Raw genomic sequence first — 15,130 nt, forward strand, 5'->3', positions numbered from 1 at the left:
TGTAGATTTTTTCTAATACGCTTATTGAGTTTGTGTTCTATCCTACTTGACCTAACTCATGCTGAAGTTGGTGGTATTTCCACAGCTTACCGCGTTGTTCTAATAACTCTTGATATCTCCCCTGCTCTACAATACGTCCTTGCTCAAGCACTACCACCTTATCTGCTCGAACAATTGTAGAAAGCCGATGAGCGATCGCAATCACTGTTCGACCTTCAGAAAGCTTTTCTAAAGATGCTTGAATTAACCGCTCAGATATAGAGTCTAATGCACTCGTTGCCTCATCCAAAATCAGAATATCTGGATCGCGCAACAAAGCGCGAGCGATCGCTATACGTTGGCGTTGTCCTCCAGATAGCCGAACCCCTCGATCTCCCAGTTGGGTATCAAAGCCTTCAGGTAATTCTTGAATAAATTCCAGCGCATTAGCCAGTTGAGCTGCCTTCCGAATTGCAACTTCATCTACCTCTTCCATCGCATATGCAATATTGTTGCGGACAGAAGTGTTGAAAATGAATGTATCCTGACTTACAACAGCTACCTTTCGACGCAGCGAGTTAATCTCAAACTCTCGCAGATCGATTCCATCGATCAAAATCTTACCTTGTGTTGGATCGTAAAACCGTGGGATTAGATCGGCTAGTGTTGATTTGCCAGCACCAGAGCCTCCAACTAGTGCTGTCATTTTTCCCCGTTCGATAGTTAAGCAAATGTTACGCAAAACTAAATCATTAGGATCGTAGCCAAAATCTACAGCTATAAACTCAATAGCTCGCTTCAATCCAGAAAACTGAACTTTACCATTTTGTAAGTAAATTTTGTTGTCAGTTCTAAGCAGTTCTTTGATATTGCTTAATGCTCCCTGATAATTATTGAATTGTGCTCTGGCTGCATCAATAGCACGTACATTTGGCGAAGCACGCAATAAAACAAATAAAAATGTCAGTAACGAAGCTGATTCCAAAAGTCCATTTTGAATTAGGAATGCAAATGCCAGAACTAACATTCCAACGAGCAGTATAATCGAGGCTCCTTCTGAGAGAGGTTCTATTAATGCCATAGCTGAAACAGATTTGGTAGCAGCATTTAATAGTTTTGCACTAGCATCATAAAACCGTCTGCGCTCAAAGTCTTGGGCTGCAAATGACTTAATTGTGCGAATACCATTGATAAATTCCAGTGAAATTGAAGTGTACCAACTACCAGCTCTTGTTCTTTCAAAACTAGCTTCCCGTACCTGTCCTAGTAATGTTGTCATCCCTACCGACAGCAAAGTAAACATCATCACGGAAATAAGTGTTAACTGCCAGGATAGCAATAACATTGACACTATATAAACTAGCAGGATTGAACCTTTGGTAAAAATAAAAGAAATTACACTAAAAGCCTGTATTAGCTGGTATATTTCTGCTGTGAGGCTATTAATTAAATCGCCGGAACGTGTTTTTGCAAAGTAAATTAAGCTCAATCCTTGCAATTGTTCAAAAGCTAGTTTACGCAATCTATCAGCCACATTAAGCTGAATTTTCTGGCTGTAAACCTGCCCCAAGTAATTAGAAATTGAACGTAATAATGTTGTAATTATAATTAGAGCACATATTCTATAAATTCGTTCATTCACAGGATCATTTACTCCCAATATCCAGGTATCAAACCAGCGAATACCTGTTTGGATTGGTTCTGCATTAGGAGCAGTCACACTTTGTAAAAAAGACAGAATAAAACCGATTCCAAATCCTTCCAAACCTGCTGCTATTAACATGAACACCAGAGCCAGAATTGCCATCCGACGAAAGTATTTGAACTCTCGAAAGATGAAACCATTATCTTGCCAAAAACTCGTAGCCTTTAGCAGCCTGTAGATTGGAATTGCAAGTCTAATACGCATATAATTTCCTACAGAAGTAAATGCCATAGTTCTAATTCTTTGCTGAACTGAATCGGCGTTCTAGTACTTTTTCAAAATCATCAACCATTTTGTCTAAACTAAATTTGGATACAATATGCTCACGGCATCGTTCACCCAACTGAGGGTTTTTATCTCTCCAATTCATAAATTGGCTGAGAATATCTGCCAAATTTCGTTCATTTCCAGGCTCAAATAGCCCAGATTGGAACTCCCCTGTTAAAATTTCAGGAATACCGCCAACTCGGCTAGCTACCACAGGCGTTCCACAAGCCATTGACTCAACAATTACTCTTCCAAAAGGTTCTGCCCATAAACTCGGTAGAACTGTGACGTCACTGACTTGATACATAGAAGTAGTATTACCTACATGACCTAAAAATTCCAGATAATTTTCTATACCCAAATCCTTTGATAGCTTCTCTAAGGATTTCTTGTAATCTTCACCTTGAATTACAGGCTGTCCAGCAATCAATAGCCTAGCGTTAGCACCACTTTTCAGCAATAAAGCGAAAGCCTTAATTAGGGTTTCTAATCCCTTTACTTGATCTAGCCTTCCTATATAAGAAATGACTCTGATATTTTCAGAGATATTCCATTCCTTTCTAATCAAGGAAATATCATTAGAAGGTTTATATATTTCTAGGTCAATTCCGTTATATACAACATCAATTATATTTTCTTCATAGCCACTTTTTACCCAAAAAAACTTAGTATGATTTGAAACTGCAATAAAATGCTTAACGCCCTTAAGTGCTATACCCCACTGAAATTCAATATTTGCAAGCGCAATAATTTTTTTTAAGTTCTTAAGTCCGATATTCCACTGCCATGTAATCAATTTAGTAGGTGGAGGTAGATGAAGATAACAAACTAAAGGAATATTTTTGAATAAAGATAAAGCATAAGCAAAAGGAGTATCTTGAAACTGATTACTAAGGACAATATTGTTTTTTAATCGCGGAATATTCTGAGAAGACTTCCAAATATCAGTTAAAAAGCTGAAGACGTGTTCCGGTCGAAAAATTGTAAATCTATTAACCTTTAATATACAAGTACAAAACTCTTGATACTGTTCAAGTAGATTCTCTGGTTGAGTATAAAGCAAGCTGATGGTGTGTCCTCGCCGAGCTAAACCTTTACAAATATCTAACAGCATTATTTCCTGTCCACCGCGACGAGAAGATGGATATTTTTCTAAAACAATAATATGCATCTATTTACATCTCCCTTCGCTAGTTGATAACAATTCAATTACTGGATTGGAATGAGAGGATTAGCAATAAGGTAACTAGCTAAAAACTCCCAACACAGGCTGACGCAACATATGAATAAGCTTTCGCACTTTGTCATAGCTATGAAATCCAAACCAGCGGATCGTGGCGATCGCTAAACTCAACCGCAAACATTTTTTAGAAAAAAATACTTGTGGATGGTGTAAAAGAGCTTGTTGATGGTAAGAAATTGCCTTTTTGTAGTCCCCTTCACCTACAGCAAGCCATGCCATACCCAAAAATATGCTGGCATAAGCTCGGTTTCTCAAATACAGCAACTCTAATGGCACGGACTGAAATGTTTTCTCAATGACTGTGCGAAGACCCTGAATCATCTTCTGGCGATTTTTGGTCGTATTGTTAGAATGCTGTCGATAAAGAGTTAAAGGTTCTTTAACCACTGCAAAAGGATAACAAAAAGCAATACGCAGCCACATATCATAGTCTTCTGCGAAAGCAAGGCTTGGATCAAATACTCCCACTTTGTCAAAGCAACTATGGCGAATCATAGTTGAACTACCAGTGGAAATCATGTCATTTTCAATAAGTTGCTTCCATGCATTAGCTTCTACATTAGAAGCCAACATTTTGCCAGTGGGCTTGCCCAACTCATCAATCAAAACAGTCCAGGTATATACCAACCCTACTGCCGACTTCTGTTCTAAACAACGTACCTGTTTTTCTAGTTTGGTCTGTTCCCACAAATCGTCAGCATCCAGAAATGCCACATACTTCCCTTGAGCATGAGCAATGCCCTTATTGCGTGCTGCGGATACACCTTGATTATCTTGCGAAATTAGTTTGACTCGTAAATCTGTAATGCCAGAAGCCCACTCCACAATACTGTCTGAACTGCCATCATTAACAATCAATACTTCAAAATCAGTAAAAGTTTGCTGCAAAACACTTGCTAAAGTTTCTGGCAAAAACTCCATAGCATTATAGGCAGGAATGACAACAGAAACTTTTGGCATATTTGAACTCCAGAAAAGTTAGTTATTAGTCATTAGTCATTGGTCATTTGTCATTTGTTAGTGGGTAGAGACGCGATGAATCGCGTCTGTACAATTGGTTGTTAGTAGTAGAAAACAAGACATAATTTTGTTTATTTTCGTAAAACTTACGGGTGATTTAGATCCCCGACTTCTTGTAGAAGTCGGGGATCTGGCAACCCAACTTCTTTTGACTCCACCTTTTGCCTCAACATAAAGTCTCGCAATTGTTTGCCTATTACCTGAGGCGAAAAGTATTCTTCAATGCGACGACGAGCGCGCTTACCTAACTCGCGTCCCCAAGCTTCATCATCGAGAACGCGACCGAGTGCTTGCGACAGTGCGAGTGCATCTTCCCTTGACACAACTAAACCACCAGAAATCTCCCCTCCTTGGAGGATGTCAGGCACGCCAGGAGCATCAGCTGCAACTACGGGCAAGCCACAAGCCATTGCTTCTAGGGGTGCGATGGGAAAACCTTCTTGCCGAGAAGCGAGAGTGTAAACATCTGCTGCCGAGAGATAAAGCCGAAGTATAGAGCGATCGTTGACAAATTCATTTCGCCAGATCACGCCTTGTAAGTTCATATTTGCAATACATTGGCGTAATTTGTCTGCGTCTGGGCCTGTTCCTAGTAGGAGTAACTGTAAGTCTCGATCGGGGCGATCGCGACAAATTTTCTCCCAAGCGGCTACCAGAATATCTAGCCCTTTGCGATGAAAATCTATCCGACCATGACACACCACTATCTGAGCATCCAGTGGAATGCCAAGTACAGAGCGCGCCTGAGTGCGATCAATGGGATACCAGGTTTCTGTATCCATTGGATCGAAAATGCGAGCGATTTTGGCAGGCGGTACTTGATAGCGATCGCGAACCCGTTCAATCTCTTTTTGTGTTGAAATAATTACACCTGTACATCCTCGAAATGCCATCTGTCGCAGGGGGTATTCCAGAAAACTGTGTGTCTTGTCACCTCCTTGAAAAGTAGCAAATACTGGTAAATTCATTAACTTTCCCAAAAGTACGCAAGCATCAAAGCGGGCATACTCATACTCTTGACACAAAATTGCTTCACAACCCTCGCGTCTGATTTCCTGAGTAAGTAAGCCTAGTGGTGTAGACAGGTAAGTTCCTACACTCTGAGCTAGATTCTTAAGTGTTGTCAGTAGGGAACGACGGGTAGCATTCAAGTCTTGAATGTCTTTGAATGTTTTTCCCTCACTCGCGCCGTAGAGTTTGAGTGCTTGATGTCGCACAACCCGGTAGCCAAGATAGGCTTTGGGAGCAGGTAACACACAGATGGTGGTACCAGTAGGCACATGGGTAAAGCGTGAAACTTCAGTGAAACGAGCAGAAATGCAGAAAAGTACTGTCCGTACACCAACCAGTTTCAGGGCATTGATGTAGCCAAACATCCAGCTACCTATAAACTCATTGCAGTAAGTCTCGAATGAAATATTGATGTGATCCAAAAAATCGTCGATTAGATCCATGCAATGTAGTAATGCGATCGCTGGTTCTTTATCTGTTCCTCTATGGGAGTCTAAAACCCCATCCTGAACCCCCTGTTCCCCGTTAAGAGTTCCCCGTTCCCTTTTATAGTCCAACATAATTAGGAAATCTCACAGTTATCTTTGGATTTTGATATTTGAAAAAATGCGTAAAAAGCAAATAATTTTGGAATATGATTTACAGTTATTGAGTAGATTTATCTACAAGGCTGAAACTATTTGTAGAATTTAATTTTGGGACATTTAAAATACGTCGGCGCAGAGCATAAGCAAGTTCTAGCAGTTTGCTATAGCTATCATTTCCAAATAATTGCAGCGCTGTTATTGCCATACTCAAGCGCATATACTCGCGAGTATAGCGTAGCTGAGGGTAGTAGGAAATAGCTTGTTGCCGATAAGAATATGCTAGGTTGCAATCTCTACAACTACTTTGCAAAGCTTTCCAAGCTAAACAAAGGTTGGCATAACCGTAACTGTGATTTTTCAAGTACAGTAGCTCTGGTGGTACAGAGCGGAACGCCTTTTCAATTACGAAATAAAATGCTTGTTCCAGCACTTGAAGATTTTTGGAGAGGCTGTTGGGAACTTGCCGATAATAATAAAGAGGTTCTTTGATAACAGCAAAGGGATAATGAGAGGAGATACGAATCCACATATCCCAATCCTCAGCAAAATGTAAATTTGGTTCAAATCCTCCGACAGTTTGCAAACAACAACGACGAACCATAACCGAAGAACAAGCTACCATATTTTTCTCAAGAAGTTGCTTTTTAGCATCGCCCTCAGCATTGGAAGTCATCACTCTACCTGTAGATTTACCTTCGCGATCAATGAAAACCATCCAGGTATGTACTAAGCCGACTGATGGATGACGATCTAGACAAATAACTTGTTTTTCTAACTTTGTCGGTGCCCATAAATCATCGGCATCTAAGAATGCCAAATATTCTCCTTGAGCGTGAGCAATAGCTGTGTTGCGTGCTACGGATACACCTTGATTATCTTGCGAAATTAATTTCACACGCGGATCTTCTAGTTCAGATACCCACTGCACAATATTATCTGAGCTACCGTCATCAATAATTAAGACTTCAAAATCTGTAAAAGTCTGCCTCAAAACACTCTCTACTGTTTCTGGCAAATAAGTCATTGCGTTGTAGGCTGGAATAATGACAGAAACTTTTGGCATATTTTGAACTCCAAAATTATTTTAGATAGTGTAAATAGCACTCTACCAGCAGATATTCTTTTAAAAAATAATCCTAATGTTGGCATATTTGGTATTCTTGAAATTTCTTATTTGTTGGAGATAATTGATTTATCAAAACAGAAAGTTGTTTTGTAAATGCTTCAGGAGAAAATTTCTCTTTCATGTAATTTTGAAGCTTGATTGCTTTATTAATACGATTTTCATGGTCTTCCCAGTAATACTTAATTCTAGAAATCATTGTTTCTACATCTGATTCAGCCACTAAAAGGTCTCTACAATCATCAGGATAGTAAAGTTTAGTTGCTGGAGTCTCAGTCGATATCACCATTTTGCCTAGCAAAACAGACCTGATTAAGACTATCAAACCAGCAGTAACTTTACCAACTAGTGGTAATAGAACCAGACGAGATTTTAACGCTAAAGAATAGAATTCTTCGTCACTAGTGTCAAAAAAGACTTCAACGTTTAATGTTAATTTCCTGCTAAAATTCCAGTACATTCTCCGAGCAACAATTTTAAATTGTATCTCTGGGCAAGCAGCCGCAACTGCAAGCAAAGTATCCCAATCTCTAGCAGCTTCACCTCCTGAAAATATATATTTATCATCGTTATTATTAGGTGGCAATATTTCATAATATGAATCCCAACAATCATATAAAACTGAAATAATTTGTGGTGGAATCCCAAAACTTTTAATGTACTGCTCTCGCAAATCTGAAGAATTTACTGTCATTAAAAATTTATCTGATAAAAATGCTAGTCGATAAGTTATTTGACGTAAGAGTTGATTTAAAATTCCCTTATTATGTGCAAGCAAAGTCAAAGCTATGACTGGTTGCTTTTTATTTGTCAAAATTGGGGATAGTATAGTTACAAAAACTCCTACCAAAAAATGAAGTGATACTACTACACTTTTATTTTGTTTAGCTACTTTTATACCACGTAAAGCTAGCTTGAAGTAATCAAACCAAAGTAGTATTTCTCGCCACTTAACTATACGATTTTTAAAATTGTAGTCAGGAATATCTAAAGTAGTTACATTAAAGCCAAGTTTCTCTAATTCTTGATGTAGCCAAAATTTTTCTTGAATTAAACGAAACGACGCTAGAATAATTATGGGAATTTTATCAACTTCATTAAACATTTTATTAGCTCCTCTTAAATTTTGAATTTAAATATTTATAAATTAATTTAGTTACAAATCATCCATTATAATAGTGTCAAATACAGGCAATTTAGTACTATTATTACTGCGGATTACTCTTGCTGGATTACCTGCAATCACAGTTGATTCTGAAACATTTTTGACAACAACTGAACCTGCTCCAATCACAGCATTGTCGCCAATAGTGATTGAACCGATAATTACAACATTTGCTCCAATATCTACATTATTTCCAATTTTTGGTGAACTACTGTATGAACCATCTGGCAGTTTTTTATTACCAATAGTTGTTGAATGCCTGATAGTACAATTCGCACCGATTATAGTGTCATGATTTATAACCAAAGCATGACCGTGATGAAGTTGAAGATTAGCTCCTATTTGTGTATTCCAATGCAAATCAATCCCTAAAATCCAATCAATTATTAATATGTATAAAAAACGGTAAGGAAGAAATAATAAAGAAAAAGGTACAGGAAAAGACTTAATTATTTGTGCCAAGCGAAACATTAATAAAATAAAGCGAGACTTAGAACTCGTTTCAGCATTAACTTGCCAATCTTGGAGTATATAAGTAAGAAAGTTATTCATAATATGTTACGTAGAGCTTTAAAAGTTGACTTAGGTTATACGTGGTTCATTCCAGTTCCAGCCAGCGATCGCTAACAAAGCCGATAAGTAGAAGAACAGAGTGGTGTGACTCCAGATGTTTTCGGTAATCATCCCGACAAGGATGGCTGGAATAAAAGCTAACAGGATTAAGCACAGTTGTTGTTGGGCACTGCCGCTAGGTGCATACCGCAGTAACTGAATCAGGCGCAAAAACATCGCACCGAACAATGTTAGAAAACTAACCAAACCGACAACTCCCCCTTCTACCAAAGCCCGAACGTAATCATTGTGGGGAAGAAGACCATTGCCAGCAACTGGAATACTCAAACCTATGCCATAGCCAAACATAGGGAACTGTTGCCAAGCCCTCAATAGGTAATCCCATTGAGAAATCCGCCAGTTAAAACTGTTGTGGTCTCCCTGTGATAATAGGATTGCCCGTGATATATCGATGTCTGGATTGAGTAAGGGTGTGTTAGTGAGTGAAAGGAGGCGTTCTTGCCCAAACTCCGTACTCACAAACAAACCTATAACCAATAACAACAGTACTGCTCCCCCAATCAGCTTAGGTAAGCTCAATCTGGGAGCCAGCAAACCTAGAACAAAGGTAACAAGCATCGCCAGACTAAACAAAGCCCTGGTACTGACAAAGAAAAAAGCGAGTACACCCAGCAACAGTAACCAAGGCCAATGTTTGTGCGATCGCTCCAGCTTCCAGCAAGTCAGAGCAATAAACAGCAACAGATAGGTTGCGAAGACATTCGGGTGAGCAAAAGTCCCTTTGATTCGCTCATCGGTTGACAGAAGAAAAGGTACGAATGATGGAGGCACGAATAACTGCATCGATGCAACTGTGAATGGCGCGATCGCAGATAAAAACAGCAAAGAAATTGCCTTTTCAGGATAAATTCGCCCTTTGAGCTGCATTACCAGCCAATAAACTACTGGCCACAAAAGTGTACGCATCCAGTCGCGGATGCTCATTGGTAAAAACGAAGCATCCAATCCTAATGCTCCTAAAGGCAAGAGTATCAGCCACAAGCCCTGTAGTATTATCCAAGCAGTAAAAAACCAACAAAACCAATCGGTACGCACAGCTTGACCTGTTAGTAACCTTATCGTTACATACAGCAAAGTTAATAAAATTAAGCCAATGCCAAATGCCGCTGGTATCTGTTGAGCAGAGAAAACATCCAGAGCACTACGCACAATCAACAAACCCAGTACGGCTTGCTCAAATCTAGCAAAGAAGAAAATCAGCGTCGGTACCGCAATTAGAGCTAATAGCAGCAATAGCGGTTTAGCACCTGCAAGGAATCCTGCAACTATACCAACTCCCACGCCTGCCAACCCAACCAAAAGTGCCAGACGAGAGGAATGACTTGAGGTTCGATCGGACAACATACCTTATCTAGACCTTGAACTGTTTGAAGAATTTCTACCAGCGCCTCCCAGATTGGCTAAACGTCTGAAAGAACTGGACGATCGCGGTTCGTAACCGTTCACGGGATAGCGGTAATACTGTTCGGTTTGATCTGTGATTCCATTCACAACTACTCCCATAATTGGTATTTGATTATGTGTTAATTCTGATACTGCTCTTTGTAAAACCTCCTTAATTGTGAAACCAGGGCGTGTTACTATCAGAACGCCATCGCTTTGTCGGCTTAATGTATGAGCATCAGCACAAGCACTAAGAGGAGGAGTATCTAAAATAACGCAGTCGTATTGTTGCACTGCTTCTGCCAACAGAGACTTCATCGCATCTGACTCTAGCAACTGCAAGGGGCGTCCGTACAATTCCCCGCAAGTCAACACAAATAGATTCTCAATCCTAGTTGGCTGCACCGTTTGCTGTAAGGATCTCTCTCCATAAATCAAATCGGTAATCCCTGGCTGGGGAGCTAAGTTAAACAGTGTGTGCTGCGCGGGGCGACGCAAATCTGCATCTATTAGCAGCGTGCGTCGAGACAACATCGCACAAACAGCAGCTAGGTGTGAAGCAACGACGGATTTACCCTCTCCCGATATGGTGCTGCTAACAACAATCTGTCGCAACGGCTCACTACTGCGAAACTCTAAGTTTTTGAAGAGCATCCGGAAAGGCTCAATCAAGGCACTATTATCCAAGAATCGTTCGGATGGCTCAAGCATAAGAGTTTTAGCAGGCAAACGCGGCAGCACTCCTAGCAATGGCAAATCCAGCAGTTCTTCTGCTTCGGAAGCATCCTTTAAAGTGTTATCCATTAATTCCAGTAGCAGGACAATTCCGGTAGCTAAAGCAGATCCGAACACAATAGCGATCGCCAGGACAGCTTTCTTGTGAGGCGAGGTGGGTTTAAGTGGAATTTGAGCGGCTTCGATAATTTGAATGTTCCCTACTAGCTGGGCTTCTGCAATCCGTGCTTCTTCTAGTTTGCTTTGCAGTAATTTCAAAGATGCCGCACTTTCTTCCCGTTGCCGGATGAGTGGTGTCAGCTTTTGCTGTCTAATTGGTAGTTCTGCCAGGCGAGTTTGCAGATTGGCACGATTTGCTTGCACAACTCTAAGCTTATTTTCAACTGCCGTGCGTTCAACATCATTGACAAGCAATTGGGAGGTAAGATCTTGACTGATGCGATCGCTGGCGACAGCATTTGTAGGAATGGCTTGATTTTGAGGTGATACGCGGGCTAGTTCCTTTTGATAAAAAGCACGCAATCCGTCTCTTTGCTCGACGAGCTTAATGACAGTGGGATGGTTTTCTGTAAAGTACAAGCGAGTCTCAATTACCTTTGCCTCCAACTCTGCCAACTTAGCGCGCAACATCTTGAGTTCTTCATTTTGTCCACCACGTACAGATGCGTAAGCTTGATCGAGGGCTTTGGCGTCGGTGACTTGTCGCAGTGAAACTTCTTTTGAGCGCAATTCTTGGAGTTGAGCACTCAGAGTACCTTCTTGTTCTTCCAAGGTGGCGAGGCTATTTACTAAACTCTTGGTTTGTTCATCAAAGGAAACAATACCGCTATCTTGTCTATATTTGTTTTCAATCAGTTCAGCTTTCTCCAAGCGTTGTCTGGCTTCTGGTACCTGTTGTTGTAAAAACTTCCGCACGTTGGCAGCTTCTTGGCGAATGATTTGCGTATTATCCTCAACCATTGCCTGAGAAACAGCATTGACTAGCTTGCTAGCAAGTGCAGGATCTTTGTGTTCATAACTCACCTCTAGAATATTGGTAGCTGGAACAATTTTCACTTTCAAGCCTTGACGAACTTTCTCAGGCGTAAGTGGAGTTGAAAGCGAACTACTGTTGAGCTGAGGAATAACCCTGGCGATCGCTCTACGCAGAACACGTTGAGACTTAATTAATTCTGCTTGATCGGCTAACGGGCTAGGGCCACCTGGTATATTTGTTGGCATCTGGGTAAGATCGCGCCCTAATTCGGAAACACTCACCCTTTTGTCGTCAAGCATGAGTCGTGCTGAGGTTTGGTAACGATGGGGAGTCACTTGGAGATAGGCGATCGCTCCACCAATTACAGCAGCGAATGTAGCCAAGGCAGGGAAAGCACGCCGCTTAAATATCAAGAGTAAAGATGAAAAGCCTTTTTCCATTACGTATACCCTAAAAGGTAAAGATAGTAGCTGATAAATCCTAGTACTCTGTAATTTTGAAGGGTTAAAAATTCTCCGCGTCTCCGTATCACCGTGTCTTTGTGTCAGCCTTAACCTGTTAATTTTTGGTTGCAGACAACTAGGTTAGTTGTGGGATGTCTACTAGCTCAGGCGAGTTCAAAAGATTTGTATATAGTTTCAAGGTTTCAGAAGTAATGCGCTCCCAGCTGTAGTTAAGTTGCACGTGTCTTTGTGCATTCTTAGCCATTGCTGTCATTTCTGTGGGATGATGAATTGCCCAATCTAGAGAGCGAATACAGGAGTTGAGATTTCCTGTTTCAAAAAGTATTCCCCGTTCTTTACCTATTAATTGCTCATGGGGTGGAATGTCGCTTGCTAAGACTGGTATGCCTTCTTGCATGGCTTCTAACATTGCCAGAGGCAATCCTTCCAAATCCGAAGGCAGCACAAACAACCCCGCACCTCTGACTATCTCCCAAAGACGAGCACCCCTGAGTTCGCCTGCAAAGACGATATTGCAATCGTTTGCTATCTTTTCTAAGAGCTTGGTGGTGAAAGATTTTGTATCGCTAATACCTCCAGCTAGAACTAGTTTCCATCCCTGCGGTTTTAAAGTGCTAAAGGCTTCGACAAGCAAGTCGGGACGTTTTTCTGGTACCAGTCTACCCAAGAACAGCAGATAGCGTCCTCGCTCCAAGCCTAGCCCAGTTCCATAGCTAAAATTCGGATCTGATTTACCGTAGCTAGCTGGAGCATTAGGGATGTAAACTGTATCCCTACCATAGGTTTGCAAAAAGTAGAACTTCAGGGCATCCGAGACGACAATGATGCTGTGGGCAAAACGCACTGCTGCTTTCTCTCCAGCGTGAATTAAGCGAGTCGAAAAACTACCCCACTTAGCACGTTGCCAGTCTAGCCCCTGACAGGTAACTACCACCTTGGCAGGAGTGGTAAATTTAGCTAAACCAGTAAATAGAGATGGGCCCAGAGCGTGGAAATGAATGATATCGTATTTATTCCCAGCCGATGCGATCGCACCTAGAGCTGAGGAAATCAAAGCATCTGCACCTCTGATTTGCAAACTGGGTAAAGAGATGACTCGCACCCCTTGAAAGTTACACTGGTTAAGCCAAGAACCCTGGGTATAGGAAGAGCGGGCGAATAAATCTACAGTGTGTCCCTGTGACACCATTCGGGGATACATTTCTGCGCAGTAATGTTCAATGCCACCCTGTTTGGGAGGTAATCCTTTTGCACCAATTACAGCAATCTTCATGTCAGTTACACTTGTGCTAAACGTACAAACTTGTACCAAGTTGTATTAAGCCCTCACAACTGAAACACCTGTATAGTTTTTGATAATTTGTTGTTTCAGCTATCTTTTGTTGCAGTCTTTCTAGCGGCAGGCAAACTCACTGATTCGCATACTTAGACAACAGCTGAGTGGTTTCGCTGTTCCCAGCGTTGCCACATTTGGTTGTAAACTTCATTGACAACAGTACTTGCAGCGTAGGGTTGTGCAGTCCGTACACAAGATTCAGTTGGATAATTCTCTGGATGCAGCAGTACCTTGCGTAAGGCATTGGCGATGCACTGTGGGGTACGTTCTTCACACACAACTCCACTATCACTAGTAAGGAGTTTTGGTGTTTCACCGCATCTAGTCGTAACAACTGGTGTGCCACTGGCAAGTGCTTCCAAGGCTACCAAAGGTAGTCCTTCAGTTACACTACTGAGAACAAAGGCATTACAAATACGATGTAATTGTGCCAGCTTTTCTTGAGGAATAGCCCCAAGCAACGTTATGCGATCGGATAACTCCAGTTGACTAATTTCTGCACGTACTTCTGGTGCTAACTCCCCATCACCTGCGATCAGTAAATGAACCTTTGGATCGTTTAAAGCTGCGATCGCGCGCACTAATAGAATGGGATCTTTATGTGGATGCAGCCTACCGGCAAATAGAATAAAACGTGTATCTGGATTCAAACCCAGACTAGTTGCTACCTCACACCTAGAAACTTCCCGTTGTTTGTGATTCAATGGATAGAAAATTTCGCCATCAAATGAATTTTTAATGTCAGCTACACGCTTTGCAATATTTGGGTAACGCTGTCGGTATAATTCTGACGAATTGATATTGCATGAAAGAATTTGATTAAACTGCCCAACTAACAATTTTTCTAGGGCAAAATATGCTGCCGGAAAACTTTGCCATAGGATTACCTTTTTATTATCCGTAGCTTGTGTTTTTGTCAGAATCGTTTGAACATCAGTGTGAACAAACAGTGTTTTCTCCCCACGCCACTTCAGAGCGGCTAAAGTTGGTTCTAGCCTATGAAAATGCATGAAATCTGAAGCAAAGCAACGTCCTAAAAGAGCTGCTGTATATTTCAAGGTAGTAGGTACAAAATGTCTGATATTATCGTTTTCTAACGGAAATAATGGTAGGAAATTTATTGCCCGTCCTGCCAATTCTGCTTCTTGCCATTTACCTACTAATTGGTAGCGATCGCCTCCGGTGGGAGCAAAGCAGGATGCTGTTCCTACAAGCCTTACCTCAAATTCACTGGGTGCATACTTGATAAAATTTTTGATTAGTGTCTGAATACCGCCAATAGTAGTATTCCAAGGGTTAAACTGGTAAAAAATTGTGAGAACAGGTTTACGCATGATATGCACCTGATAAAATAACTGGACAATCAATTCAGCATTTTATATGTCAAAAAATCTTTGTTATTCTCTTCAGTTTTAAATAGTTTACTTAAAGTTCAGAATATCCAACAGGAAATTATCAGAAAGCATATACAGCAATCTTTTCAACTGTTCTATGGCTTAGGAA

The 15,130-nt window shown here is 40.9% G+C and carries 11 protein-coding genes; all 11 read right to left on the reverse strand.

What is annotated here, in order from left to right:
• Window positions 1–37: 37 nt before the first annotated feature.
• A complete protein-coding gene (gene hepA / locus UYC_RS0103000) occupies window positions 38–1,915 on the reverse strand; it encodes a heterocyst formation ABC transporter subunit HepA (protein ID WP_016873160.1) in 1,878 nt (625 codons plus the stop codon).
• A gap of 4 nt (window positions 1,916–1,919) precedes the next feature.
• A complete protein-coding gene (locus tag UYC_RS0103005) occupies window positions 1,920–3,122 on the reverse strand; it encodes a glycosyltransferase family 4 protein (protein WP_016873161.1) in 1,203 nt (400 codons plus the stop codon).
• Window positions 3,123–3,197: 75 nt separating this feature from the next.
• Window positions 3,198–4,154, reverse strand: coding sequence for a glycosyltransferase family 2 protein (locus UYC_RS0103010; protein WP_016873162.1), 957 nt, complete (start codon window positions 4,152–4,154; stop codon window positions 3,198–3,200).
• Window positions 4,155–4,300: 146 nt separating this feature from the next.
• A complete protein-coding gene (locus UYC_RS0103015; protein ID WP_016873163.1) occupies window positions 4,301–5,785 on the reverse strand; it encodes a glycosyltransferase family 4 protein in 1,485 nt (494 codons plus the stop codon).
• A gap of 85 nt (window positions 5,786–5,870) precedes the next feature.
• Window positions 5,871–6,875, reverse strand: coding sequence for a glycosyltransferase family 2 protein (locus tag UYC_RS0103020; RefSeq protein ID WP_016873164.1), 1,005 nt, complete (start codon window positions 6,873–6,875; stop codon window positions 5,871–5,873).
• Window positions 6,876–6,948: 73 nt separating this feature from the next.
• A complete protein-coding gene (locus tag UYC_RS0103025) occupies window positions 6,949–8,040 on the reverse strand; it encodes a glycosyltransferase family protein (RefSeq protein WP_016873165.1) in 1,092 nt (363 codons plus the stop codon).
• Window positions 8,041–8,091: 51 nt separating this feature from the next.
• Window positions 8,092–8,652, reverse strand: a complete 561-nt coding sequence (locus UYC_RS0103030) for a serine O-acetyltransferase (protein ID WP_016873166.1) — start codon at window positions 8,650–8,652, stop codon at window positions 8,092–8,094.
• A 30-nt stretch (window positions 8,653–8,682) separates the two neighbouring features.
• Window positions 8,683–10,077 carry an O-antigen ligase family protein gene (locus UYC_RS0103035; protein WP_016873167.1) on the reverse strand — a complete coding sequence of 465 codons (1,395 nt, stop codon included), beginning with the start codon at window positions 10,075–10,077 and terminating at the stop codon, window positions 8,683–8,685.
• Between the two features lie 3 nt (window positions 10,078–10,080).
• A complete protein-coding gene (locus UYC_RS0103040; RefSeq protein ID WP_016873168.1) occupies window positions 10,081–12,267 on the reverse strand; it encodes a GumC family protein in 2,187 nt (728 codons plus the stop codon).
• 139 nt (window positions 12,268–12,406) lie between these two features.
• Window positions 12,407–13,564, reverse strand: coding sequence for a glycosyltransferase family 4 protein (locus UYC_RS0103045; RefSeq protein WP_016873169.1), 1,158 nt, complete (start codon window positions 13,562–13,564; stop codon window positions 12,407–12,409).
• A gap of 152 nt (window positions 13,565–13,716) precedes the next feature.
• Window positions 13,717–14,961, reverse strand: coding sequence for a glycosyltransferase family 4 protein (locus UYC_RS0103050; RefSeq protein WP_016873170.1), 1,245 nt, complete (start codon window positions 14,959–14,961; stop codon window positions 13,717–13,719).
• Window positions 14,962–15,130: the final 169 nt, after the last annotated feature.

Origin of the sequence: Chlorogloeopsis fritschii PCC 6912 (assembly GCF_000317285.1) — a bacterium.
Classification (GTDB): Bacteria; Cyanobacteriota; Cyanobacteriia; order Cyanobacteriales; family Nostocaceae; genus Chlorogloeopsis; species Chlorogloeopsis fritschii.